Below are 2922 nucleotides of genomic sequence, written 5' to 3' on the forward strand. Positions count from 1 at the left end.
GGCGAAACTCGCGGCCTGGCGCGCGGTGGCTGATGCTGCCCGCGCGTAGCTAACAAACGTTTCGAGCAGACGGCGAAAGCGCTACTCTTTCGAGAGTGATACGTCCGCTGCTCAAACGTCAGACGTTCGATGGATCTGGAGTGGCCGGGGTCAATGAGGGCGCGAGTCGGTGCGAGAGAGATCGTGATGATCGGCAACACCGTTGCCGCGGTTGAATCATGGCTCGTATCGGCCCCCGTGCCTGGAGCGGTTCCTGATCCTGAGCGTCCACGGGAGATCAAGGCGCCGTCGCGTCCCAATACTGCAGAGAAGATGCCGCGGTGTGACAGGTTGATCAGAGCACGCAAGTACTTTGATGCCGGCTGGCCCATCGAGACGGCACTCCTGGTGCCCGTTGAGCCATGGCTGTTCTGTGGGGGTAAGTACAGGCGAGCGTACAAGACGCTAATGGGTGCGCTCACCAGTGCGAATCAGATGAGTCAGGAGTCGCGAAGCCGTTTCATGGTTGATCAGGGGATGGTGAACTCCGAACTGCTTTGGCTTTGGGAAGTGCTGCCTATCTCGAATTACAAGGATGCGAAGGCGCTGCTCACCTACGTCGGTGCGCATGGTCTCGCGCGCGAACAGGCAGTCGGTCTGATAGATCGCAGGTTCAACTCGCCGCGCTCAGCGGATCGGGGGGCGACCGGCGTGGGCCGCGACCATCGAACAAACGTTTCGAGCTGACTCGCAGATAGTCGTCGCACTCTGAAAGCGTTACGCTCGCAGCTCAAACGTCAGACGTTGGAAAGACCGGAAGACCGAGTTCCGATAGACTAAGGCTGGTTGCCGCTGGAGGGGGAGTCCGATGGCTGTTTGGCTGGTTCGCGCAGGATCTCATGGCGAGTATGAGGCGAAGTTCGTCGGCGAGAGTCGCGTCTACGTTACGTGGGAGGGGCTGGACGCTGATCTGTCCAGGATGAACGATCGCGCAGAACTCGTTGCCGCGATGACCAGTCGGTATCCGGACGGCAAGCCAAAGGCGATCATGAATTGGTCGAGCCAGGTCTGGCCGTTCGCACATGAGATCAAGGCTGGGGATCTCGTGGTCTTGCCCCTGAAGAGTCAGCGGGCGATTCAGGTCGGAGAGGTCACGGGCTCCTATCACTATGAGGTCGCTGGTCCTGATCCCTATTTCCACTGGCTACCGGTGAAGTGGATCGCCGAGTCCATTCCGCGGGCCAACTTCGGTAAGGACCTGCTCAACAGCTTCGGCGCTTTCATGACCATCTGCCGCATCTCGCGCAACAATGCAGAGCAGCGGCTTGCAGCAATGAGAGCCAATGGCTGGAAGCCTGAGACCATCGCCGCGGCGAAGACGGTGACCGCAATCTCGGACGAAAGCACTGAGGATACTGACCTCGAGGAGCTTGCTCGGGACCAGATAGCTCAACTGATCTCGGCCCGCTTCAAGGGCCACGGACTCACTCGGCTCGTTGAGGCCATTCTCCAGGCGCAAGGCTATACGACCTATCGCAGTCCGGAAGGCGCAGACGGCGGTGCGGACATACTCGCGGGATCCGGCCCTCTCGGCTTTGGCGAACCACGGCTTTGCGTTGAAGTGAAGTCGGAGAGTACTCCAATCGATCGTCCCACCGTCGACAAGTTGCTGGGAGCGGTAACCAAGTTCGGAGCGACCGAGGGACTGTTTGTTGCATGGGGTGGCTTCAAGTCGAATGTCCAGAAGGAACTCGCGGCCAGCTTCTTCCGGATGCGCTTGTGGACGCAGAAGGAGTTGCTCGAGGAGCTGTTTGCCCATTACGACAGTCTGGACGATGACCTTAAGGCTGAACTGCCCTTGAAACGAATCTGGACGGTAGCAGCGCAAGACGAAGCATGAGGCAGGCGGCCGGCTTTCCAACAAAGAGATCAACCTGACTCGCTTCGCTCGCAGGTTATCTCTCAGACGTTCGACAGAACATGGGGGATTGCGCACAGTGGGCGTGAACTACTGGACGTCGGGCAGTACCTCAATCCCATTGAGCGGTCGCACGGTGCGGCTGGCGATCGGCACGCCGGACGGAATGAGTTCGAACTCATGGGTTGTGACCACGTCTCGGTCTGGCGATTGCTACCTAGTGTGTCGCGACAACTTCCGTGAGGTGAAAGTCAGCCTGCACGGCTCAGGGTTGTGGCGATTTGGATTCACAGAAAAAGCATTGGAGGCTCGCCCAGAACTCGTCTCGTCCGGCTCGGATCGGGTCTGGACGAAGTGGGAGCGTCCAGATACCTGGGGTCGAGAGCCAGTAGTGGCGTTCCGCGTGTACTTCCCAATGGAGGGCTTGTATCTTGACCCGTCCAAACGGGTTGGATGGAAGCGCAGCATCGTCTTCATCGAGCCCAGCAGCGATCCAACACGAATGGCAGTTCTCAGCCTTCTTGCAGTCCCCGAAACGTATGAGGTGAGCTACCCAGGAGTTGAAGGCTGTGCCGTAGCCGTCCTTGATCTATCGGAGGGCATGGTCATGCACGTTCTGGTGACCTTTCACCAGACGATAGTCGGAGCCCCGGGAATGGATGCGGTCGCAGCTGAGATCACGGGCGCCAAGATGCCAGAAGCGGCTGAGTCCTTCGACAATCCCATTGTGGTAGCGCTCGGCAACGAAGACAGCGGCGCGCGATTCCTTGTTCCGCTGCCATTGAAGGCGTGGGCGCGCGACGACGGGACTGCGCAGTCGTCTGTCGAACAAGCGAATCGAGCAGAACGCCAAGAGTTAGACTGACAAGCAAGCGAGTGCGCGTCTGCTCATTCGCTGGACGTTAGACCGAAGGGGGATCGAGCATTGGCAGTCCCTGAATCACACAAGGCTTGGGCGCGTTACCTTCGCGCTCATGCGTTCGGGCCCGAAGGGCAACCAAGCGTCCGCCGTTACTACAACGAGG

General features: G+C 59.3%; 3 protein-coding genes. All 3 read left to right on the plus strand.

Features of this window, described 5'->3' with window-relative positions:
* Positions 1 to 153: 153 nt before the first annotated feature.
* The 3 genes from HGA39_09815 to HGA39_09825 all read left to right on the plus strand — a co-directional run bounded on the left by HGA39_09815 (position 154) and on the right by HGA39_09825 (position 2762).
* Positions 154 to 726, plus strand: a complete 573-nt coding sequence (locus HGA39_09815; protein ID NTW29639.1) for a hypothetical protein — start codon at positions 154 to 156, stop codon at positions 724 to 726.
* A 121-nt stretch (positions 727 to 847) separates the two neighbouring features.
* Complete coding sequence (locus HGA39_09820) at positions 848 to 1879, plus strand: restriction endonuclease (GenBank protein NTW29640.1); 1032 nt, start codon at positions 848 to 850, stop codon at positions 1877 to 1879.
* A 409-nt stretch (positions 1880 to 2288) separates the two neighbouring features.
* A complete protein-coding gene (locus tag HGA39_09825) occupies positions 2289 to 2762 on the plus strand; it encodes a hypothetical protein (protein ID NTW29641.1) in 474 nt (157 codons plus the stop codon).
* Positions 2763 to 2922: the final 160 nt, after the last annotated feature.

Source organism: Coriobacteriia bacterium (assembly GCA_013336165.1).
GTDB lineage: Bacteria > Actinomycetota > Coriobacteriia > Anaerosomatales > JAAXUF01 > JAAXUF01.